Source organism: Embleya sp. NPDC055664 (genome assembly GCF_053618075.1).
The window spans coordinates 299,796-321,064 of record NZ_JBSHGZ010000005.1; the positions used below are offsets into that span (position 1 = coordinate 299,796).

The window sequence follows — 21,269 nt, forward strand, 5'->3', positions numbered from 1 at the left end:
CCACCGGGGTCGTCAGGGGCGCGTGTTCGGCGTGTGCCGTTTCCATCACGGCTGTTTGTCGAGGAGTTGGCCATGTCCGAGACCCTCTGTTCCGACGATCGATGTTCGCCTCCGATTCCTGTTGTTCCGTCGCACTGGAGTCTTCCCGCCGAGCCTGCCTCGGTGCGTTGTGCTCGGCGGGCTGTCGTGGGGGCTTTTCCGCGTGATTGTTCTGCCGAGATGGCGGATGAACTGGTGTTGCTGGTCTCCGAGTTGGTGACGAACGCGGTGCGCTATGGGGCGCGGCGGCCGGTCCGGATGGTGCTCTGGTTCGTGGACGGCTACGTCTGGCTCGCCGTCTCCGACCACGGGTCCGGGCGGCCCCGGGTCGGCTCGCCGGGGCGGCGGGACTGCGGTGGGCGCTGGTTGTTGCTCGTGGATCGGGTTGCCGATGTGTGGGCGGTGGTGGCGCGGCCCGGGTGCGGCAAGTCGGTCGTGGTGGGGATGCGTCGGCGGTGACCGGCGGTGCGCCGGCTCGACGGGTTGGGTGGGGAAGATCCGGATCGGAGGATGGTGATCGAGGGCTTTCGGGTGTGACTCCAATTGGCAAAGACGGTCCGGGGTGGGCGACTTGGGTGGTGGTTCGGTCGAAGTTCGGGGAATCGGTGTCAAGTTCGGTCGATTCTGTTGGCCTTGGGAATTTATGGGTTATCCGCGTAACCCGTCAGTCCCGCTTTCAGTTGATCGGATAGGTTCCGCGCGTCCCGGCGGCGCCTCTAAACTCGCTCCGCTGCGGCCCCAGGTCCCACGGACCGCGGTTTGGTACCCGATCGGCGCCTCGGGCCACGCGCGGGGTGTCCGCTGGAGAGGAGCCCTACCGCCCCATGCCGACTCCGCACGAAGATCCGCACGATCGTCCCCCCGAGCCCGCTTCCGAACTGGTCGCCGAGCTTGAGCCGGACCCGGACTCCGCCTCCGTCCCGGCTCCGCGCGTGCCGTACGTCGACGATCGCACCGGGTATCTGGAGATGGAACAGGATCCGAGATTCGGGGCGCTGAAACGGCGTCAGCGTTCCTTCATTTTCCCGGTTACCGTCGCATTCCTCTCGTGGTTCCTGCTGTACGTGGTGATGTCCGCCTACGCGCGCGACTTCATGGCCAAGGAACTGATGAACCACATCAACGTCGCCCTGGTGTTCGGCCTGCTCCAGTTCGTGTCGACGTTCCTGATCGCCTGGGCCTATTCGCGATTCGCGCGTACCCGACTCGACCCCGTCGCCACCGAACTGCGAGAGGAACTCGAAGCGTGAATCTTTCTCTCGAACTCGCCGCGAAGTCCAGCAACCGAGGCTGGACGTTCGCGATGTTCGCCATACTGGTCGTGGTGACTCTCGGCATCACCTTCTGGGCGAGCCGCAACAACCGTACGGCGGCGGACTTCTACGCCGGCGGCCGCTCGTTCACCTCGCTGCAGAACGGCTTGGCGATCGGCGGCGACTACATGTCGGCCGCGTCCTTCCTCGGCATCGCGGGCATCCTGGCGTTGTCCGGCTACGACGGGTTCCTGTACTCCATCGGCTTCCTGGTCGCCTGGCTGGTGGCACTGCTCCTGGTCGCCGAACCGATGCGCAACTCCGGCCGGTTCACCATGGCCGACGTGCTGGCGAACCGGATGCGCGAACGTCCCGTGCGGATGGCCGCGAGCGTGTCCACGATCGTGGTGTCGATCTTCTACCTGATCGCACAGATGGTCGGCGCGGCCTCGGTCGTCTCGCTCCTGCTCGACGTCAAGAGCGACGCCGCGCAGATCTCGGTCATCGCGGCGGTCGGCGCGCTGATGATCGTGTACGTCACCGTCGGTGGCATGAAGGGCACGTCCTGGGTGCAGATCGTCAAGGCCGGCCTGCTGATGGTGGGCGCGTTCGTGATGTGCGTGTGGGTGCTGGCCAAGTTCGACTTCAACGTGGCGGACCTGCTCGGCACGGCGGCGAGCAAGTCCGGTTCGGGTGAGTCGTTCCTGCAGCCGGGGCTCAAGTACGGCGCCACCGACGGCTGGTCGAAGATCGACCTGATCTCGCTCGGTCTGGCCCTTGTGCTCGGTACGGCGGGCCTGCCGCACATCCTGGTCCGCTTCTACACCGTGCCCAATGCCCGCGTCGCGCGCCGCTCGGTGACCTGGGCGATCGCCATCATCGGCGTGTTCTACCTGATGACCCTGATCCTGGGCTTCGGCGCCGCCGCGCTGATCGGCAGCAAGGAGATCAAGAAGGCCGACCCGAGCGGCAACACCGCCGCGACCCGGCTCGCCGAACACCTCGGCGGCGGCGCGGGTACCACCGGCGGCGCGCTGATGCTGGCCTTCATCGCCGCGGTGGCCTTCGCGACCATCCTGGCCGTGGTGGCGGGGCTCACCCTCGCGTCGTCCTCGTCGTTCGCGCACGACCTGTACGCGAACGTCTTCCGCAAGGGCCGCACCACCGACAAGGACGAGGTCAAGGTCGCGCGGATCTCGGCGCTGGTGATCGGTACGGCCGCGATCGTACTGTCGGTGTTCGCCCGCGAGTTGAACGTGGCGTTCCTGGTCGCGCTGGCGTTCGCGATCGCCGCCTCGGCGAACCTGCCGGCCATCCTGTTCTCGCTGTTCTGGAAGAACTTCAACACGCGCGGCGCGGTGTTCGGCATCTACGGCGGCCTGGTCACCTCGGTGCTCGTGGTGTTGTTGTCCCCGATCTGCTGGGGCGGGGCCACCGACACGAAGCCCGCGATCAAGCAGTTGACGGCCAAGCAGGCGTCGGACTGCGACGTCTCGAAGGACCGCAAGGATGTGGGCAACGCCACGGCGCTGTTCAGCTGTACGACGCCGGCGCCGATCCCGCTGGAGAACCCGGGCATCATCTCGATCCCGGTCGGCTTCGCGTGTGCCGCGATCGGCGCGCTGTCGGCCCGCCGCCGGCGTACCGACGACGACGACCGCAAGTTCGCCGAACTAGAGGTCAGGGCCCTGACCGGAGCCGGCGCGCACTGATCGCGCAACGCCACGGTCTCGGACTCCGGTCCCGGCGGCTCGCGCCCGGGTCCGGGATCGTGGCTACCCGTTGCGGCTGGGGTGGCCGAAGCGACCCTTGTAGAACAGCAGCGGCGCGCACTCCACGCGGGGCGCGTCGAGGGCCTGGACCCGGCCGATCACGATCTCGTGGTCGCCGCCGTCCACCACGCTCTCCAGCGTGCAGTCGATCCAGGCCAGTACGTCGTCCAGCCTCGGCGATCCGGTCGGCGTCGGGGCGTGGGAGACGCCGGCGAACTTGTCGGCGCCGCTGACCGCGAAGGCGCGGCACAGGGCTTCCTGGTCCTCGGCGAGCACGTTGACGCAGAAGCGGCCGCCCGGGCGGATCCGCGGCCAGGTGGTGGAGGTCTTGGCGACGAAGAAGGTGACCAGCGGCGGGTCGAGCGAGAGCGAGGCGAAGGACTGACACGCGAAGCCCACCGGGGTGTCGCCGTCGAGCGCGGTGATCACCGTCACGCCGCTGGCGAAGTGGCCGAGGACGTGTCGGAACGTGGCGGCCTCGACGATGCCGTCGCCCTCGGGCAGGGCGATCGCGGCGGGATCCGCCGGCTTCGTGCTCGCTGCGTCGATCTTGCCCATGATGGACTTCCTCGCAGGTGTCTAGGGGCGTCGGGTCTGTGACGCTACGTCACCCGATTTCCTTGCGTCAATCAAACGAGAGCGGGTCCTTCGTCACATCTGACGACTCGTCAGTTGCCTTGTGGCGTAAGGCACATCCGCCCGTCGGCGGGCCGTGGTGGGGGTCCTCGGCCGGCCGCCGGCGTTCGATTACCAGCCGTAGTACTCCGGCTTGCGGCGCTCCATCAGCGACGCGACTCCCTCGTTGGCGTCGCGCGAGGTCATGTTCGCCTCGACGATGCGGGCCTCCTCGTCGAAGGCCGTCGTGCGGTCGCTTTCGAGGGAGCGGTTCACCAGATGCTTGGTGAACGCGTACGCCCGGGTGGGGCCCGTGGCCAGGCGTTCGGCCCATTCGCGGGCGGTGGCGTCGAGTTCGTCGGCGGGGACGACTTTGTTCACGACGCCGATCCGGAGTGCCTCGGCGGCGGGGAGGTCGTCGCCGAAGAACATCAGCTCCTTGGCCTTCTGCGGGCCGACCAGGCGGGGGAGGAGGTAGGCGCTGCCGCCGTCCGGGACCAGGCCGCGGCGGGTGAAGATCTGGATGAAGCGGGCCGAGTCGGCGGCGATCACGAGGTCGCAGGCGAGGGCGAGGCTCATGCCGTAGCCGGCGGTGGTGCCGTTGATTGCTGCGAGCACGGGCTTTTCGCAGTCCAGGATTGCGTTGGTGAGGCGTTGGACGCCGGTCTTCATCATGCGGGTGGCGTAGCCGGTGGGGCGGGCGGGGGGTTGGGGGGTGTTGGTGGCCGCGTCCGGGGCTGGGTCCGGGTTCTGGTCCGTGTTCGGGTCCGTGTTCGCGCCTTCGGCTTGGGCTGCGGCTTCGGCGAGGAGGGACTTGGTGCCGGGGCTGCTGCGGAGGTCCATGCCGGTACAGAAGTGTTTTTGGCCTGCGGCAGTGAGGATTACGGCTCGGATCTGCTCCGTTGCGGAGGCCTCTGCCAGGAGGTCGATCAGGAGTTCGCGTTGGGACCAGGTGAGGGAGTTGCTGGCTGCGGGGCGGTTGAGGGTGAGGGTTAGGACGCCGGCGCGCACGCTGTGCAGCAGCTCTTGGTCGGGGGTGGTCATGGTGGCTCCTGTGTGTGGTGGGCCGTCCTCAAGGGTGGGACGGGCTGGTCCGTGCGTTGGCCTCAGATGCCGGCCGGGCTGGACCGGTTTGTGTCCGGCGTTGGGCGTTGGTTTGGTTTGGGTTGGCCTCAAGCGCCGGCCGGGCTGAGTGGCCTCAAGCGCCGGCCGGGCTGGAAGGTTTGCTTCTGGCGTCGAGAGTCGGTCTGGTTGGGTTGGCCTTAAACGCCGGCCCGGCTGAGTGGCCTCAAGCGCCGGCCCGGCGTTTGAGGGTGCCGTGGTTGCGGGTGGGTGGCCGTTCGGGACCGCCGGAGCCGGTGGAGCCGCGAAGCCGGTTGGCTTCGTTCGGCCTGCTCGGTCCCGTTCAGGCCCGCCTGGCTTGCTCGGGTTCCCTCGGCTCCGGTGTTGGGGGCGGCCGGTGCTATCTCGCCACTGCGAGGGCGTCCAAGGCGACTGTGCCGCCGCCTCTTGGCATGACCATCAGTGGGTTGATGTCCAACTCGGCTATTTCGTCGCCCAGTTCCAACGCCATGCGTTGTACCCGCATGACCACGTCGACCAGGGCGTCCAGGTCGGCCGGGGGTTGGCCGCGGAGGCCCTGGAGGCATTTGAGGCCGCGGAGTTCGCCGAGCATGCGCTTCACCTCGTAGGCGCCGAACGGCGGGACGCCGATGGCGATGTCGTCGAAGACCTCGACGAAGATGCCGCCGAGGCCGACCGAGACCGTCGGGCCGAACAGGTCGTCGTGTGAGATGCCGACCACCATTTCCACGCCGCGGTCGACCTGTTGGCACACCAACACGCCTTCCAGGCGACCCGCGCCCGCCTCCTTGGCCGCGTCGGTGATCTCGCGGTACGCGTCCCGCACCTGGCTCGCCGAGCGCAGGCTCAGTTTGACCAGGCCCAGGTCGCTCTTGTGCGGCAGTTGCGGGCCGCAAGCCTTCATCACCACCGGGTAGCCGATCAGCCCCGCCGCCCGCACCGCCGCCGCGGCCGAGGTGACCAGCTGCTCGCGCGGCACCCGGATCCCGTACGTGCGCAGCAGCTGCTTCGCCGAGTGCTCCGACAGCGGCTTGCCCGAGGACAGCAGCCGCTTCGCCTTCGCCGCCGCGGGCGAGGCGGTGCGCGGTACGTCCTCGAACGGGGACGAGTACTGGGTGCGGAAGCGGTGGTAGTCGAAGTAGGCCCGCAGGGCCCGGACGCAGTTGCCGAAGGTGCGGAAGACCACCACCTTGTTCGACTTGAGGAGTATCTGCCGGTAGGCGTCCTCGTCGCCCACCGGAGAGCCCCACACCACGCAGACCACCTTGTCGGTCGCCTCCGCCGCGTCCACCAGGTCCTGTGCGAGCCGGTCGCTCATCGGCGGGAAGGCGCCGGTGATCGGACAGACGAGCACGCCGATCGCCGGGTCGGCCAGGATCGTGTCGATGATCTTCCGGCCGCGCTCGTCGCCCGCCGGGTGCCCGCCGTTGTCCACGGGGTTGGACACGGTCAGGTACGGCGGGATCCACCCGTGCAGCTTCTCCTGCGTGGCCCGCTCCAGCTGCGGGACGGCCAGGCCCTCGGCGGCGGCGAGGTCGGCCATGTGCGCGCCGGTGCCGCCGGAGATCGAGTACACGCACACACCCTGCGCGAGCGGGGTGCGGGTACGCGCGAACAACTGCGACGTGTCGATGAGTTCGTCGAGGCCGTCGACCCGGGTGACCCCGTACTGGCGGAACACCGCCGAAGCGGTGCGGTCGCCGCCGGTCAGCTTGCCGGTGTGCGATTGGGCCATGCGCGCGCCGGTCTCGGTCCGCCCGACCTTGACCACCACCACCGGTACGCCCTGCCGCGCCGCGTGGTCGGCCGCCAGCGCGAAGGTGCGCCCGTCCTTGAACCCCTCGACGTAGGCGGCGATCACCCCGACCTCCTCCTGGTCGGCGAAGTGCCGCACGAAGTCCGCGATCTCCAGGTCGGCCTCGTTGCCCACCGGCGCCCAGTGGGATACCCGGATCCCGATCTCCTGCGCCGCGAACACCGGTCGGCCCTGATGCCCGCTCTGGGTGATCAGCGCGATCGCGGGACCGTCGAGGTCGGTGCGGAACTCCTCGAACGCGTTCAGGTTCGTGTTCGGCCCGAGCAGCCGCAACGAACCGCCCGAGGTGAGTTGCGCCAACCGTGCCTGGGCCTCGGCCCCGGCGTTGCCCGCCTCGGCGAAGCCGGCCGCGAACACGACCGCGAAACCCACGCCGGCGCCCGCCAGTTGCTCCAGCACCTCGGCCGGATCGCCGACCAGGACGACCGCGAGGTCGACCGGTTCGGGCACCGCCGAGATGTCCGCGTGGCACGGCCGGCCGGCGATGCGTTCGTGCTTGGGGTTGACCGGGAACAACCGCGCGCCGACCCGCTCGGCCCAGGCGATCAGCTGTGCGGTGATCCGCGCACCGGGTCGGCCCTCGGTGTCCGAGGCGCCGATCACCGCCACCGTGCGGGGTCGGAAGAAGCGGTCCAGGTCGGCGGGGCGGAGCGCGAGTGGTCGGCCGGTCACGTCGAGTTCGGCCGACGGATCCGCGTTCGCGGTGACGCTGGTTCGAGTGTGCCCCGGGAAGTGGTGTCCTCTGCTGTCGTGAAGCATCATCGCGCCCGTCCCTTTTTCGATCTTTCGTCGCCGCCAGATCCGATCGAAGCCCGATCGAGGCCGGAATCGAGCTGACGGTTAGTCAGTTAGCTTGCTGATGGGACGTCAGGGCTGTCCACTGTCTCACCGGCCCGGTCCCGACGCATCTGTCCGATCACCTGGACATTTGCTGACTTGGTCAAACATGTTGCGGATATCTGCTGGTCATCGCGCGGTTACTAAACGTCCCCGAAGGACTTTTCCTGCTGGGTCAGGGATCTGCGGTCCACTTTGTCCATGCCGGTCAACGGCAGCGCCGGCACGATGCGGATCGCCTCGGGGAGCTTGTGGGCGGACAGTCGGGTGGCCGCGAATTCGCGCAATGCGGCCAGTGACGGCTCGGATGCGGCACGTGACACCACGACCGCGACCCCGATCTCGCCCATCACCCGGCTGGGTCGCGGGATCACCGCGACCGAGGCCACATCGGGATGGTCGAGCAGGACCGCCTCCACCTCCTGCGGATACACGTTGTATCCGCCGCGGATGTACATCTCCGTCATCCGCCCGGTGATCCGCAGGCAGCCGGCCTCGTCGATCCGGCCGAGGTCGCCGGTACGCAGCCTGCCCTCCGCATCGAGAGCTGCGGCGCTCGCCGCGGGGTCGCGCCAGTAGCCCGCCATCACGGCGGGCGATCGCAGGCAGATCTGCCCCTCCTCGCCCGCCGGTCGGATCGCGCCGGTCTTCGGGTCGCGGATCTCCACCTCGGTGCCCGGTCGGGGGCGGCCGACCGTGTACAGCGCCTCGGAGTCGGGGGCGTCGAACGCGGTCAGCGTGCCCAGCCCCCCGGATTCGGTGGAGGAGTAGCGAATCGAGTAGCCCGCCCCGAATCGGGTCCGGGCCTCGTGCACGAGCGGGGCGGGGGACGGCCCGCCGCCGACGATCAGACCGCGCACGTGGGCGAGGTCGTAGCGCTCGAACTCCGGGCGGCCGAGCAGGAGGGAGACCTGCGCGGCCACGCCGCCGAGGTAGGGGATGCGCTCGCGCGCCACCACGCGCAACGCGTCCTGGGCCCGCCAGCGGCCGAGGATGTGCAGGGTCGCGCCGGACTTGAGGTAGCCGGCCAGCTTGGTCATGAAGCCGACGTGCGGCAGGCCGGTGGCGATCAGTTGCGGGCCGCCGTCGCCCCAGCGGTCGCCGGTGTCCATCGCGGTGATCGCGGCGATCTGCCGGGAGGTGAACAGGGCGCCCTTCGGAGTGCCCGTGGTGCCCGAGGTGAACACGACCGTCTCGGGCAGGTCCGGGTCCTGATCCCCCGTCACCGGCGGCGCGGGCGGGATCGCGTCGAGCCGCAACTCGGCCCAGACGTTCGCCGCGTCGGCGGCCGGTACGCAGCGCACGACCTCGGGGCCGGCCGGGATGCCGTCGAGCAGGTCCTCCCCGGCCAGCACCAGGTCCGGCGCGGCGCGCTCCAGGATCGCGGCGCGCTCGGTGGGGGTGTAGCGCGGTCCCACCCCGGTGGTGATCGCGCCGAGCCGGGCCAGGGCGGTGTAGGCGATCACGTACTCGAGCCCGGACGGGAGCACGAGGGCGACCAGATGCCCGGCCCGCACACCGCGTGCGGCCAGGCCCGATGCGACCTGATCGGTCACCGCGTCCAGGCCGCCGTAGGTGAACCCGCTTCCGCCGTGCACGAGGGCCCGCCGCTCGGGAAAGCGTCGGGCGGCCTCACGAAGCACCTGGGCGAGAACGGTCACAACGGGTCCCTTCGGCCTGCGCGCGAAGTATCGGCGTGGGGGGTGGTGTATGCCACACAACACGACACGCCCGGGGTAAGGCGACGTTTCAGAGGTGTGACGAAAGCAATGTTCTAAAGGTATGACGGTGTGTCAGATACTGGTGCTCGCGGGCTGCCGGATCGTCAATGGGGCCGACCGGAACTCGGGCCGGGCGACCGACCCGGACCCCGCGCGACATGAGTGTCAAGGAGTTGCGCCACGTGGACGTCGAGTTCAGCGACGAGCAGCAGGAGATTCGCAAAGCGCTACGGGACGTGTTCGATCGGCACAGCGATTCGCCCGCCGTCCGGGCGGTGATGGCCACCGAGACCGGCTACGACGCCGAGGTGTGGCGACGCGTGTGCGAGCAGACCGGGTTGGCCGGTCTCGCGATTCCGGAGCAGTACGGCGGGGTCGGTTTCGGCTTCACCGAGTTGGTGGTGGCGCTGGAGGAGATGGGCCGTGCGCTCTTCCCCTCGCCGTTCCTGGCGTCGTCGGTGCTGACCGCGTACGCGCTCGTGCACGCGGGCGACGAGGCTGCGCGGGCCGAGTACCTGCCGGGCCTGGCCGCCGGCGAGACGCTCGGGGCGCTGGCTCTGGCCGAGCCGGGGCGGCGGGATGTGCGCGCGGTGGAGATGGCGGCGCGGGCCGACGGTGACGGTGACGGGTGGCGCCTGGACGGCGTCAAGACGCACGTGATCGACGGGCTGATCGCGGATCTGATCGTGGTGGGCGCACGGGTCGAGGGCGGGAGCGCAGCGACTCCGTACAAGGGCGGGGGCGGGCGACGGGTGGGCGGCGACTTGGCGCTGTTCGCGGTGGAGCGGGACGCGGCCGGGCTGACGCGCGCGGCGCTGCCGACGCTGGACCAGACGCGCAAGCAGGCGCGGTTGACCTTCGCGGACACGCCCGCCCGGCTGTTGGGCGCCGTCGGCGCGGACGCGGCCCTGGAGCGGGTGCTGGCGCTGGCCGAGATCGCGGTGGCCGCGGAGGCGGTCGGCGGGGCGGGGCGGTGCCTGGAGGCGACCGTGGAGTACACGAAGGGGCGTGTGCAGTTCGGGCGGCCGATCGGGTCGTTCCAGGCGATCAAGCATCGCTGCGCGGATCTGTACGTGGAGGTGGAGACGGCGCGCTCGGCGCTGTACTACGCGGCGTGGGCGGCTACGGAGGCGGAGGCCGCGGGGCTTGGCTCGCCGGGCGAGTTGGCGGTGATGGCGCCGTTGGCGATGACGACGGCCACCGCGGCGTATCGGCATGTCGCCGAGGAGATGATCCAGTTGCACGGGGGCGTCGGGTTCACGTGGGAGTACGACTGCCACCTGTATCTGAAGCGGGCGATCACCTCGGCGCACTTGCTCGGGGAGCGCGGGGTGCAGCGCGAGCGGATCGCGGCGCTTGCGGGGATCTAGCCGGGTCCGGCTCGCCTTTGTCCTCAAGCGCCGGACGGGCTGGGTTTTTGCTGGGCTCGGGTCCCTGGGCTGTGGTTGAACCCGTTGTCCTCAGGCGCCGGACGGGCTGGGTTTTTGCTCGGCTCGGATCCGTGGGCTGTGGTTGAACTCGGTTGTCCTCAAGCGCCGGACGGGCTGGGGTTGCTTGGCTCTGATCCGTGGGTTGCGGCTTGAGCCGTTGTCCTCAAGCGCCGGACGGGCTGGGTTTTTGCTCGGCTCGGATCCCTGGGCTGTGGTTGAACCCGTTGTCCTCAGGCGCCGGACGGGCTGGGTTTTTGCTCGGTTCGGGTCCGAGGGTTGTGGTTGAACCCGGTGTCCTCAAGCGCTGGACGGGCTGGGTTTGGCCGGCTTGGGGTCGTGGGTTGCGGTTGGGGCTGTCGTCCTCAGGCGCCGGGGACTGGCTGGGGTTGCTTGGTCTCGGTTGTTCTCGAGCGCCGGGCGGGCCGGTGTCAGCCCGTCCGGCGGTTGAGGGTACGTGGGGTTACCGCGTGGGGGGCTTCTTTCCTGTGACGCCCATGTAGACCAGCGTGGAGAGTGCCGGGCGGACGTCCTTCATCTTGATGTTCCAGGATTCGAAGCCCTTCTGGTGGCCGGCCACCGCCGCCAGCATGGCGACCAGCGTGCCCGCCATGGCGTTGGCGTGCACCTCCTCGCCGACCTTGCCCTTGGCCTGCATGTTCTCGATCGCCTCGGTGAGCGAGCCGGTGACCGCCGTGAGGATCTTCTGGCGCACCTTGTAGAACCGCTTGTCGCCCTCGGCCGACGCGAGGTCGACGACGCGCAGGATCGGCTCGTAGTCCCGCCAGAACTCCAGGAATCCGTCGGCCAGGGCCTCGGCGGCGGCGTAGCCGCCCTTGCCCGCCCAGCTCTGGTCCTCGGCGAGGGTCTTCAGCCGCTGGCCGTCCTTGGCCATGTCGTTGGCGATCTCCAGGATCGCGCTCTCGACATCCTGGAAGTACTGGTAGAAGGTGGCGGGAGAGGTGCCTGCCATACGGGCGACGTCGATGACCTTGACGTCCCGGTACGGAGACGTGTCGAGCATCTCGCGGAGGCAGTCGAGCAGCTTTTGCCGCGTCGCCTGTCCGCGTCGCCCGGCGACGCGGCCGTCGACGGTGCGAACTTGTCCTGTCATGCCGTCAGTTTACGGGCGCATGATCCGTACCGCTGTCCGCCGCACGGAGGAAAGCGGGCATTTCCCCGCCGCCGTGCATGAGCAGTTCCGCTCCGCTGACGTACCGTGACATCGGCGACGCGAGGAACAGACATACGTCCGCCACATCGCTCGGATCGGCCATCCGTCCGAGCGGGATGGTGTCCGCGACGCGCTGTACGCCGGCCTCGTCCCCGTAGTGCAGGTGGGCCTGTTCGGTCCGGACCAGGCCCACGATCACCGAGTTGAGGCGGATCTTGGGCGCCCACTCGACCGCGAGCGAGCGGGTGAGCGAATTCATCCCGGCCTTGGCCGCGCCATAGGCCGCGGTGCCCGGCGAGGGGCGTACGCCGCTCACGCTGGAGATGTTCACGATCACCCCGCCGGTTTCCTGACGGTGCATCAAGCGGTGGGCGGCCTGGGCGAAATACAGCGGGCCGAGCAGGTTCAGCTCGATGATCGCGCGGGAGAAGCGCGGCGACGCGGTGGCCGCGTCGGTCTGCGGCGCGCCGCCCGCGTTGTTCACCAGTACGTCGAGCCGGCCGAACCGCTCCTCGGCGAACGCCACCGCCGCGAACGCGGTGTCGGGGTCGCGCACGTCGGCCGGGGTGAACACCGCGCTGCGCCCGCCGACGCTCGGCAGCGTGTCCGGTGCCTGGCGCGAACACACCACGACGTCGGCGCCGGCGGCCAGGAAACGTTCGCTGATGCCCCGTCCGATGCCCTTGCCGCCACCGGTGACGAGGACGACGCGTCCGCCCATGTCGAGCGGGTCGGTGGCGGAGGTCATGGCGGCTCCCGGAGGTCTGCGGTGTCGTGGGCGCCACGCTCGGTTCGTCTGGCGTGGGTCGCTCGGGGTCAACTATGGTGGCAGAAATCTGACGATCAGTCAGATCGGGTGGTGATGTGCCTCTCACGACCGGACGGCCGCGTCGGCCGCACCCGCCGGTACCGGGCGCATGACCGGCCGATCCGACGCACGCGGCCGAATGGATCTGGTTGCCATGGCTATCCGTTACGAGGTGCGTGAGGGCATCGCCGAGGTGGTGCTCGACGCACCCCCCGTCAACGCGCTCACCGTCGCCGGCTGGTTCGAACTCGCGGACCGGCTCCGCGAGGCGAGCCGCGACCGGCAGGTCCGGGTCGTGGTGCTCCGGGCCGAGGGACGCGGCTTCAACGCCGGCGTCGACATCAAGGAGATGTCCAACACCGAGGGCTTCGACGCGCTCGTGGGGGCCAACAAGGGCTGCTACGACGCGTTCGCGGCGGTGTACGACTGCGAGGTGCCGGTGATCGCCGCCGTGCACGGATTCTGCGTCGGCGGCGGCATCGGCCTGGTCGGCAACGCGGACATCGTGATCGCCTCGCACGACGCGTTCTTCGGCCTGCCCGAGGTGGACCGCGGCGCGCTCGGCGCGGCCACCCACCTGGCCCGGCTCGTCCCGCAGCACCGCATGCGGCAGATGGTCTACACGTCGGAGAACGCCCCGGCGGCCGAGCTGCACGCGTACGGCTCCATCTACAAGCTGGTCGACCGGGACAAGCTGGTCGAGACCGCGTTCGAGGTGGCCCGCACGATCGCGGCCAAGAGCCCGACCGTGATCCGCGCCGCGAAGGCGTCGCTGAACGGCATCGACCCGGTCGACGTCAAGCGCTCGTACCGCTACGAGCAGGGCTTCACGTTCGAGCTGAACCTGACCGGCGTGTCGGACGAACTGCGCGACGCCTTCACCGAGGGCCGCGAAGCGGACACCTCGAAGTGACGCGGACCTCGCATCAGAGACGGGAGCAACCATCCATGGCCGACAAGCGCATGACGCCCGATCAGGTCGTCGCACAACTCTCCGACGGAATGACCGTCGGGATCGGCGGGTGGGGGTCGCGGCGCAAGCCGATGGCCCTGGTCCGGGCGATCCTGCGATCCGACCTCAAGGACCTGACCGTCGTCTCCTACGGCGGTCCCGACGTCGGACTGCTCGCCCGCGCCGGCAAGGCGCGCAAACTCGTCTACGCGTTCGTCTCGCTCGACTCGATCCCGCTGGAGCCCAACTTCCGGCACGTCCGGGAGAACGGCCTGGTCGAGGCGGTCGAGTACGACGAGGGCATGTTCCTCACCGGGTTGCGCGCCGCCGCGCAGCGACTGCCGTTCCTGCCCACCCGCGCGGGCCTGGGCTCGGACATCCTCACCGTCTCGCCGCACCTGAAGACGATCGAATCGCCGTACGGCGACGAGACGTTGGTCGCGATGCCGGCGCTGAACCTGGACGTCGCGCTGATCCACGCCAACGTCGCCGACGAGCGCGGCAACGCCGCGCTGACCGGCCCGGACCAGTTCATGGACGACCTGTTCTGCCTGGCGGCGGAAAAGGCGTACGTCTCGGCGGAGCGCGTGGTGCCGAGCGAGGAACTGCTCAAGGCGGCGGGCTGCGTTCACACCCTGACCGTGCACCGCTACATGACGCACGGCGTGGTCGAGGCGCCGAACGGGGCGCACTTCACCGAGTGTCCGCCGGAGTACGGCCGCGACGAGGCGTTCCAGAAGGCGTACGCGACGGCCGCCGCCGACCCCGAGGCGTGGGCCGCGTTCGAGCAGCGCTTCCTGAAGGTCGAGAGCGAAGCGGCGTATCAGGCCGCCGTCGCGGAGTTCGCGAAGGAGAACGCCAAGTGAGCACCGACACCCTGACCGAGGCGACGCGCGCCGACGTGTGCGTGGCCGCCGTTGCGGACTGCTTCCGCGGCGACGGCGAGATCATCGGCAGCCCGATGGGCACCATCCCCACCATCGGCGCCCGCCTTGCCCGCGCCACTTTCGAGCCGGACCTGATGTTGTCCAACGGCGAGTCGTACTTCTTCGAGGGCGACGCCCGACTGGGCGCCAAGCCCGACGAGTTCGCCGTGGTCGGCTGGATCCCGTACCGCCAGGTGCTCGACGTGCTTGCCTCCGGGCGCCGGCACGTGATGATGGGTCCGGTGCAGATCGACGCGCACGGCAACGCCAACATCTCCGCGATCGGCGACTGGGCCAAGCCCAAGCGTCAGGTGCTCGGTTCGCGCGGCGGACCGGGCAACACGATCAACCACACCACCAGTTACTGGATCCCCAAACACTCGGCGCGGGTGCTCACGTCGAAGGTGGACATGGTCTCCTGCGTCGGCTACGACCGGGCCGCGGCGACGGGTTCGGCGGGTCGTTTCCACGAGATCCGACGGGTCGTCACCAACCTGTGCGTGCTCGACTTCGAGACCGACGCCAAGGTCATGCGGCTGCGGTCGGTGCACCCCGGGGTGAGCGTCGACGAGGTGGTCGCGGCGACCGGCTTCGAACTGGTGGTCCCGGCCGAGGTGCCCACCTCGCGGGTGCCCTCGGACGAGGAACTGCGGGTCGTGCGCGAGGTGTTGGACCCGCGCGGGATGCGCTTGCGCGAGGTGCCGGCGTGAGCGGGGCGGACGGGGTGAGCGGGACGGACGCCGGCCTGCACCCGGCGCTGCGCAACGGCTTCACCGCGAAGTTCGGCGTCGAGTATCCGATCGTGCAGACCGGCATGGGCTACGTGTCCTACCCGAGCCTGGTGGCGGCCACCGCCGAGGCGGGCGGTCTGGGCATCCTGGCCTCGGCCACGATGACCTACGAGGAGTTGGTCGCGGCGATCGCCGCGGTGAAGAAGCGCACCGCCAAGCCGTTCGCGGTCAACCTGCGCGCGGACGCGCCGGACGCGGCCGAGCGGATCGACCTGATGGGCCGCGAGGGCATCAAGGTCGCGTCGTTCGCGCAGGCGCCGAAGAAGGACCTGATCGCACGGGCGCACGACCTCGGCATGCTGGTGGTGCCCTCGATCGGGGCCAAACGGCACGCGCAGAAGGTCGCCGAGTGGGGCGTCGACGGGGTGATCGTGCAGGGCGGCGAGGGCGGCGGCCACACCGGCTCGATCCCGACCACGCTGCTCCTGCCGCAGGTCACCGACGTGCTCCGGGGCAGCGACGTCACGGTGATCGCGGCCGGCGGCTTCTTCGACGGGCGCGGCCTGGTCGCGGCGCTCGCGTACGGCGCCGACGCGATCGCGATGGGCACCCGCTTCCTGCTCACCTCGGACAGCCCCGTGGGCAACGCGGTCAAGGACGTCTACCTCGCCACGGACGTCAACGGCACGGTGGTGTCCAAAGAGGTGGACGGCGTCCCGCACCGGGTGCTGGCCACCGACTTCGTCAAGCGGCTCGAACAGCGCTCGGTGCTCGCCCGCTATCCGCGCTCGATTGCCAACGCGCTGCGGTTCCGCAAGCTCAGCGGCGCCAAACTCACCGACATGGCCCGCGAGGGCCTGGCGATGAAGAAGTCACAGGGGTTGAGCTGGCCGCAGGTGCTGATGGCGGCCAACACGCCGATGTTGCTCAAGGCCGCGATGGTGGACGGCCGACCGGACCTGGGCGTGATGGCCTCCGGCCAGGTGGTCGGGGTCATTGAAGACCTGCCCTCGTGCGCGGAGTTGATCGACCGGATCACCGCGCAGGCGAGCGGGATCCTGTACGACCTGGAGGCCGCCCGGGTCTGACCCGACGTCGCGCAAACCCCCGCCGGCACCGCCCCACGTGGGCGGTGCCGGCGGCATGTCCGGTCGTATTGGGCCGAGTTCGCCGGAAACGACCCCGCCCCGCCGACGCCCCTCACCGGTTTGGGGGTGGGTCTGGACCCACCCCTGCTCGGGGTCCCGGCGCAGTGTTCCGCGACCTGTCCGCCGACAGACTCGAACTGTCAGCGGGAAGCAGAGCGCATTCAAGAGGGGACCTGACAATGGCCAAGCAGCCGGCGACCGTTCGCGTCGCACGATGGAGCGCCACCCACCCGTGGCGGGCGATCACCATGTGGATCGCGTTCGTCGCCATCTGCCTGGTCGTCGGCGGTGCGGCGGGTACCGAGAAGACCACCAAGGCCGACATGCGCACCGGCCAGTCCGGCCGGGCCGACGCGATCGCCAAGCAGTACGGCCTGGACGGCGCGGCGAGCGAGAACGTGCTGATCACCGCGAAGAGCGGCGCGCTGGACCGGACCGCGGCGAACAAGATCGCGGCCGAGGTCACCACCAAGCTGAAGGCACTGCCCGAGGTCGCCGAGGTCTCCGAGCCGATCCCGGCCACGAACGGCAAGGCGCTCCTTGTGCCGCTCACCATGAAGGGTGACGCCGAGAAGGCCAAGGACCACATCGACCCGTTGCTGAAGGCGACGGCGAGCGTCCAGAAGGAACACCCCGACCTGCGGGTCGAGGAGATCGGTGACGCCTCGCTCGGCAAGGGCATCCAGGACCAGATCGCCGAGGACCTCGGCAAGGCCGAACTGTTCAGCCTGCCGATCACGTTGGTCATCCTGATGGTCGCGTTCGGCGCGATGATCGCCGCCGCGGTGCCGGTGCTGCTGGCCATCTCCGCGGTGGGTGCCTCGATCGGTCTGTACGGCCTCGCCTCCACGCTCGTGCCCGACGCGGGCACCGTGTCCAGCATCATCCTGATGATGGGCATGGCGGTCGGCGTCGACTACTCGCTCTTCTACGTCAAGCGCGAGCGTGAGGAGCGGGCCAAGGGCCGCGGCCGGATCGATGCGATCGAGATCGCCGCCGCCACCTCCGGACACGCCGTGGTGGTCTCCGCGATCGCGGTGATCGTCTCGATGGCCGGCATGTACATCGCCGACGACGCGATCTTCTCCAGCCTGGCCACCGGCGGCATCATCGTGGTCGCAGTCGCCATGGTCGGCTCGCTCACCGTGCTGCCCGCGCTGCTCGCCAAGCTGGGCAACAAGATCGACCGGCCCCGGGTGCCGATCCTGTGGCGGCTGACCGCCCGCGCGGACCGCGAGCCGCGCGTGTGGAAGGCCATGCTGCGCCCGGCGCTGAACCACCCCAAGACCACTCTGCTCGTGTCGGTGATCGCCCTCGGCGCGCTGGCCCTGCCGACCTTCGACATGAAGCTGCAGAACACCTCCGACGACGACTTCCCCCGCTCGATGGCCACGATGCAGACCTACGACCGGATGACCGACGCCTACCCGAGCAAGCACAGCCCGTACAACCTGATCGCCCTCGCCCCGGCCGGCAAGGAGAAGGAGACCCGCGCCGCGCTGGACAAGGCGATCGCGCAGACCCGCACCAACCCGCTGTTCGCCAAGGACCCGGTCGAGGTGCTGGTCTCCCAGGACGGCCGCGCGTTCAAGGCCGACGTGATCGTGCCGCACATCTCCAGCTCGAAGGAAGCCAAGACGGCGCTGAGGCAACTGCGGGACACCGTGCTGCCGAACACCGTCGGCACCGTGGCGGGAGCGGAGTTCGCGGTCTCCGGCGAGACGGCGCTGAACAAGGACTTCGCCGACCACGTGCAGGACAAGCTGCCGCTGGTGATCGGCTTCGTGCTGCTGCTGACCTTCGTGATGATGTCGGTGACGTTCCGCTCGGTGGTGGTCGCGCTCACCGCGATCGCGATCAACCTGCTCTCCGCGCTGGCGTCCTTCGGCTTCCTGGTCGTGGTCTTCCAGCACACCTGGGCCGAGAAGTACCTGGACTTCCACTCCAGCGGCGCGATCATCTCCTGGCTGCCGCTGTTCCTGTTCGTGGTCCTGTTCGGCCTGTCGATGGACTACCACGTCTTCGTGGTCAGCCGGATCCGCGAGGCGGCCATGCAGGGGATGTCCACCAAGGCGGCGGTCGAGCGCGGCATCACCAGCTCGGCCGGCGTGATCACCAGCGCGGCGATCGTGATGGTCTCGGTCTTCGGGGTCTTCGGCACGCTGAGCATGCTCGACATGAAGCAGATGGGCGTCGGCTTGGCCGCCGCGGTCCTGATCGACGCGATCGTGGTCCGGATCGTGATCCTGCCCTCGCTGATGACCATCCTGGGCCGCGCCAACTGGTGGCCCAGCCGCGTCCCGCGGGTCCACGCCCCGCAGCAGGCGACCCGGTACCCGGCGTACGAACGCCAGGGATACCAGCGCCAATTCTGAGCCGGCACCTCTCCCCAGCGAGCGCGGCCACCGTTCCCCCCGGTGGCCGCGCTCCTTTGCGTGTGCGTCGAAGCGCGCGGGTGGGTCAGCCCAGGCGTTCGATGATGGTGACGTTGGCCTGGCCGCCGCCCTCGCACATGGTCTGCAGGCCGTAGCGGCCTCCGGTGCGCTCCAGGTGGTGCAGCAGAGTGGTCATCAGGCGGGCGCCTGTGGCGCCGAGCGGGTGGCCGAGGGCGATCGCGCCGCCGTTGGGGTTGACCTTCTCGTGCGGGACCTTGATGTCCTTCATCCAGGACAGCACCACCGGCGCGAACGCCTCGTTGATCTCGACCGCGTCGATGTCGTCGATGCCCAGGCCGCATTTGGCGAAGGCGTACTCCGTGGCCGGGATCGGTGCGGACAACATCTCGATCGGGGACGCGCCGCGCACGCTCATGTGGTGGATCCGGGCACGCGGGGTGAGGCCGTAGCGCTTCAGCGCCCGCTCCGAGACGATCAGCAGCGCCGCCGCCCCGTCGGAGATCTGCGACGCGACGGCGGCGGTCATCCGGCCACCCTCCACCAGCACCTTCAGCTCCGCCATCTTCTCCAAGGTGGTGCCCCGGCGCGGCGGCTCGTCGACCGCGACCACGGTGCCGTCCACGTCGATCGGCGCGATCTCCTTCTCGAACCACCCGTTGTCGATCGCGTGGATCGCCCGCTCGTGCGACGCGAGCGCGAAGTGCTCCATCTCCTCGCGGGAGATGTCCCACCGCTTCGCGATCAGCTCGGCGCCGTGGAACTGGTCGACGGGCTCGTCCCCGTAGCGCGCCGCCCAGCCCTTGGAGCCGGAGAACGGGTCGGTGAATCCGAGCGGCTTCGCCGAGGTCATCGCCGCGCCGATGGGGATCTGGTTCATGTTCTGCACACCGCCGGCGATCACCACGTCCTGGGAGCCGGACAGCACACCCTGCGCGGCGAAGTGGATCGCCTGCTGCGAGGAGCCGCACTGCCGGTCGATGGTGACCCCGGGCACCGCCTCGCTGTAGCCGGCGGCGAGCCACGCGGTACGGGCGATGTCGCCCGCCTGCGGGCCGATGGTGTCCACACAGCCGAAGACCACGTCCTCGACCACGTCCGGGTCGATGCCGCTGCGCTCGACCAGCGCGGTGAGCGCGTGCGCGCCCAGGTCGGCCGGATGCACCCCGGACAGGCCGCCCTTCTTGCGACCGACCGGCGTACGGACCGCGTCGACGATGTATGCCTCGGCCACTGGGGCCTCCTTTGATCCTCGTTGTTTCCGCCGCCGACCGCCTCGGTCCGCGTGTCCGATCACACGCCGCGCACGCTGTCGCCACACCGCGTACAGCAGCTAACCTGACGACCCGTCAGTTATGCTACCCGTGTCCGACCGGGTTTCGACCTGTGTGTCCTCGGTCTCACACCCGTCGAGGGAGTCGCCCAGTGGATCTCGAATTCACCGAGCAGGAGCAGGAGTTCCGCCGGGAGGCGCGCGCGTGGCTGACCGCCAACGTGCCCGCCGAGCCACTGCCGTCGATGGACACCCGCGAGGGTTTCATGGCCCACCGCGCGTGGGAGCGCAAGCTCTTCGACGCGCGCTGGGCGGTGGTGTCCTGGCCCCGGGAGTACGGCGGCCGTGAGGCGGGTCTGACCGAGTGGCTGATCTTCGAGGAGGAGTACTACCGCGCCGGCGCCCCCGGCCGGGTCAGCCAGAACGGCATCTTCCTGTTCGCCCCGACCCTCTTCGAGTTCGGCACCCGGGAGCAGCAGGACCGCTACCTGCCCGCGATGGCCGCCGGCGAGGAGATCTGGGTCCAGGGCTGGTCCGAGCCCGAGGCCGGCTCCGACCTGGCCAACGTGCGCTCGCGCGCGGAGCGGGACGAGCAGCGCGGCGGCTGGCGGCTCAGCGGCCAGAAGATCTGGAGCTCGCGCGGCACCTACGGACACCGCCTGTTCGGCCTGTTCCGCACCGATCCCCAGGCGCAGCGCCACCGCGGCCTGACCTACTTCATGGTCGACCTCGCCGCCGAGGGCGTGACGGTGCGGCCGATCCCGCAGCTGGACGGCGAGCCGGGCTTCGCCGAGGTCTTCCTGGACGACGTCTTCGTCCCCGACGCCGACGTGCTCGGTGGGGTGGACGAGGGCTGGAAGATCATGATCGCCACCACCGGCAGCGAGCGCGGCCTCAACCTGCGCAGCCCGGGCCGCTTCGTGGCCCCCGCGAACCGGCTGATCGAGCTGTACAGGCGCGACCCGCGCCCGGCCGAGCGGGACGCGGTGGTGCGGGCCTGGATGGACGCGGACGCGTACCGGCTGTTCACCTTCGGCACGGTCACCAAGCTCCAGGCGGGCGGTGCGATCGGCGCCGACTCCTCGATCAACAAGGTCTTCTGGTCCGAGATGGACGTCGAGCTGCACGCGACCGCGCTGCGCCTGCTCGGCGAGGCGGGCGAGCTGGACGACGGCGACGGCGGCTGGCTGGACGGCTTCCTGTTCGCGCTCGGCGGGCCGATCTACGCCGGCACCAACGAGATCCAGCGCAACACGATCGCCGAGCGCATCCTCGGCCTGCCCCGAGCGAAGTAGAAGGGT

The 21,269-nt window shown here is 69.7% G+C and carries 17 protein-coding genes; 10 read left to right on the forward strand and 7 right to left on the reverse strand.

Annotated elements, in window-relative coordinates; genetic code table 11:
• Positions 1–72: 72 nt before the first annotated feature.
• The 3 genes from ACWGR4_RS11575 (at position 73) to ACWGR4_RS11585 (ending at position 3,004) form a co-directional block, all read left to right on the forward strand.
• Complete coding sequence (locus ACWGR4_RS11575; RefSeq protein WP_452134200.1) at positions 73–498, forward strand: ATP-binding protein; 426 nt, start codon at positions 73–75, stop codon at positions 496–498.
• A 365-nt stretch (positions 499–863) separates the two neighbouring features.
• Entirely contained in the window at positions 864–1,289 is a 426-nt protein-coding gene (locus ACWGR4_RS11580; RefSeq protein ID WP_452130968.1) for a DUF485 domain-containing protein, read from the forward strand.
• Positions 1,290–1,342: 53 nt separating this feature from the next.
• Entirely contained in the window at positions 1,343–3,004 is a 1,662-nt protein-coding gene (locus ACWGR4_RS11585; protein ID WP_380000000.1) for a solute symporter family protein, read from the forward strand.
• Between the two features lie 63 nt (positions 3,005–3,067).
• Here the strand turns inward: ACWGR4_RS11585 and ACWGR4_RS11590 are convergent, their stop codons facing one another.
• The 4 genes from ACWGR4_RS11590 to ACWGR4_RS11605 form a co-directional block, all read right to left on the reverse strand.
• Positions 3,068–3,622, reverse strand: coding sequence for a flavin reductase family protein (locus ACWGR4_RS11590; protein ID WP_379999252.1), 555 nt, complete (start codon positions 3,620–3,622; stop codon positions 3,068–3,070).
• Positions 3,623–3,811: 189 nt separating this feature from the next.
• The gene (locus ACWGR4_RS11595; RefSeq protein ID WP_379999254.1) at positions 3,812–4,723 is read right to left on the reverse strand and encodes an enoyl-CoA hydratase/isomerase family protein; all 912 of its coding nucleotides are present in this window, start codon (positions 4,721–4,723) and stop codon (positions 3,812–3,814) included.
• A gap of 418 nt (positions 4,724–5,141) precedes the next feature.
• A complete protein-coding gene (locus tag ACWGR4_RS11600; RefSeq protein ID WP_380000002.1) occupies positions 5,142–7,337 on the reverse strand; it encodes an acetate--CoA ligase family protein in 2,196 nt (731 codons plus the stop codon).
• Between the two features lie 221 nt (positions 7,338–7,558).
• The gene (locus ACWGR4_RS11605; protein WP_452130967.1) at positions 7,559–9,076 is read right to left on the reverse strand and encodes a class I adenylate-forming enzyme family protein; all 1,518 of its coding nucleotides are present in this window, start codon (positions 9,074–9,076) and stop codon (positions 7,559–7,561) included.
• 218 nt (positions 9,077–9,294) lie between these two features.
• Between ACWGR4_RS11605 and ACWGR4_RS11610 the strand changes: the two genes are divergently transcribed.
• The gene (locus tag ACWGR4_RS11610) at positions 9,295–10,506 is read left to right on the forward strand and encodes an acyl-CoA dehydrogenase family protein (protein ID WP_452130966.1); all 1,212 of its coding nucleotides are present in this window, start codon (positions 9,295–9,297) and stop codon (positions 10,504–10,506) included.
• A 520-nt stretch (positions 10,507–11,026) separates the two neighbouring features.
• Here the strand turns inward: ACWGR4_RS11610 and ACWGR4_RS11615 are convergent.
• Both ACWGR4_RS11615 and ACWGR4_RS11620 read right to left on the reverse strand, forming a co-directional pair.
• Positions 11,027–11,677: a TetR/AcrR family transcriptional regulator gene (locus ACWGR4_RS11615; protein WP_078976670.1), complete on the reverse strand. Its 651-nt coding sequence runs from the start codon at positions 11,675–11,677 to the stop codon at positions 11,027–11,029.
• Between the two features lie 4 nt (positions 11,678–11,681).
• Positions 11,682–12,485: an SDR family oxidoreductase gene (locus ACWGR4_RS11620; RefSeq protein ID WP_380035033.1), complete on the reverse strand. Its 804-nt coding sequence runs from the start codon at positions 12,483–12,485 to the stop codon at positions 11,682–11,684.
• A gap of 214 nt (positions 12,486–12,699) precedes the next feature.
• Here ACWGR4_RS11620 and ACWGR4_RS11625 point away from each other — a divergent pair, with 214 nt between their 5' ends.
• The 5 genes from ACWGR4_RS11625 to ACWGR4_RS11645 all read left to right on the forward strand — a co-directional run bounded on the left by ACWGR4_RS11625 (position 12,700) and on the right by ACWGR4_RS11645 (position 18,677).
• Entirely contained in the window at positions 12,700–13,458 is a 759-nt protein-coding gene (locus ACWGR4_RS11625) for an enoyl-CoA hydratase family protein (protein ID WP_379999262.1), read from the forward strand.
• A 35-nt stretch (positions 13,459–13,493) separates the two neighbouring features.
• The gene (locus tag ACWGR4_RS11630; protein ID WP_395794001.1) at positions 13,494–14,363 is read left to right on the forward strand and encodes a CoA-transferase; all 870 of its coding nucleotides are present in this window, start codon (positions 13,494–13,496) and stop codon (positions 14,361–14,363) included.
• A complete protein-coding gene (locus ACWGR4_RS11635) occupies positions 14,360–15,133 on the forward strand; it encodes a CoA-transferase subunit beta (RefSeq protein ID WP_452130965.1) in 774 nt (257 codons plus the stop codon). The genes ACWGR4_RS11630 and ACWGR4_RS11635 overlap by 4 nt, the downstream gene beginning before the upstream one ends.
• Positions 15,130–16,242, forward strand: coding sequence for an NAD(P)H-dependent flavin oxidoreductase (locus ACWGR4_RS11640; protein ID WP_379999268.1), 1,113 nt, complete (start codon positions 15,130–15,132; stop codon positions 16,240–16,242). Before ACWGR4_RS11635 ends, ACWGR4_RS11640 begins: the two co-directional genes overlap by 4 nt.
• A 239-nt stretch (positions 16,243–16,481) precedes the next feature.
• Positions 16,482–18,677, forward strand: a complete 2,196-nt coding sequence (locus tag ACWGR4_RS11645; RefSeq protein ID WP_452131276.1) for an MMPL family transporter — start codon at positions 16,482–16,484, stop codon at positions 18,675–18,677.
• Between the two features lie 85 nt (positions 18,678–18,762).
• Here the strand turns inward: ACWGR4_RS11645 and ACWGR4_RS11650 are convergent, their stop codons facing one another.
• Positions 18,763–19,929, reverse strand: coding sequence for an acetyl-CoA C-acetyltransferase (locus ACWGR4_RS11650; protein ID WP_452131277.1), 1,167 nt, complete (start codon positions 19,927–19,929; stop codon positions 18,763–18,765).
• A gap of 191 nt (positions 19,930–20,120) precedes the next feature.
• Here ACWGR4_RS11650 and ACWGR4_RS11655 point away from each other — a divergent pair, with 191 nt between their 5' ends.
• Complete coding sequence (locus ACWGR4_RS11655; RefSeq protein ID WP_452131278.1) at positions 20,121–21,263, forward strand: acyl-CoA dehydrogenase family protein; 1,143 nt, start codon at positions 20,121–20,123, stop codon at positions 21,261–21,263.
• The last annotated feature ends 6 nt before the right edge of the window (positions 21,264–21,269 follow it).